This is a genomic window from Terrabacter sp. P2_E3 (genome assembly GCF_056403915.1).
This window is the reverse complement of the sequence record NZ_JBFUEN010000033.1, coordinates 1-701: the sequence shown is the minus strand read 5'-3', so window position 1 is coordinate 701 and position 701 is coordinate 1. Positions and strand designations below refer to the sequence as shown.

Below are 701 nucleotides of genomic sequence, written 5' to 3'. Positions count from 1 at the left end.
GTGCACCTGGTGGCCTCACTGCTCAAGCGCTGGCTGATCGGCACCCTGCACTTCCGCGTCGAGGAGGCACACCTGCCCTACTACCTCGACGAGTACACCTTCCGGTTCAACCGCCGCAACGCGAAGTCACGAGGACTGCTCTTCTATCGGCTGCTCGAGCAAGCCGTCGACACCGACCCGCACCCGCTCAAGGGCCTGCTCAAGCCAGAAACCGGCATACCGGACTTCACCTAAGCAGATATGCAGAACACCTGTTCTGCTTGATGCATCGAAGGATCACCGAGAGGAGGCTCACCGTGCCGTACACGCCGTCGCTGGTGGAGTCCTCCGGTGTGCCGGCGGGTGGGCGGTGGACGACTCTGCGGGTCGCGTGGACGGGCGACCGTGGCCGATTGTCCCGGTCCCTGGAGCCGGTGCTGGAGCGCTGGCGCGCGGATGCCGCACTCACCTGCGTTCCCGGTGCTGCGGTGGCGTGCGGGACGGGGCGCACCGGTGATGCTGCCCGGGTGGCGGCCGGTGAGCGTGCGGCTGCGGCGGTGGCGTTGGAGGGGTTGGCGCGGGCCGGGGAGCGGGTGCTGGCCGAGATCGAGGCGCTCGAGGTCGCCAAGGCGCGCCTCGAGGCCGACCTGCTCGCCGCGTACGGCGCGCTGGCCGGCATCGAGGCCCAACAGGTCGACGCCCTCCCGGTCGGGGCCGTCGCC

General features: G+C 70.0%; 1 protein-coding gene and 1 pseudogene. Both read left to right on the top strand.

What is annotated here, in order from left to right; translation table 11 throughout:
- Positions 1-234 (top strand): annotated as a pseudogene (locus AC1DW8_RS22615) (IS1595-like element ISUnb3 family transposase); the annotation flags it as partial.
- A 62-nt stretch (positions 235-296) separates the two neighbouring features.
- Positions 297-701: hypothetical protein (locus tag AC1DW8_RS22610; RefSeq protein ID WP_478095945.1), on the top strand; the 405-nt coding region annotated here is incomplete at its 3' end.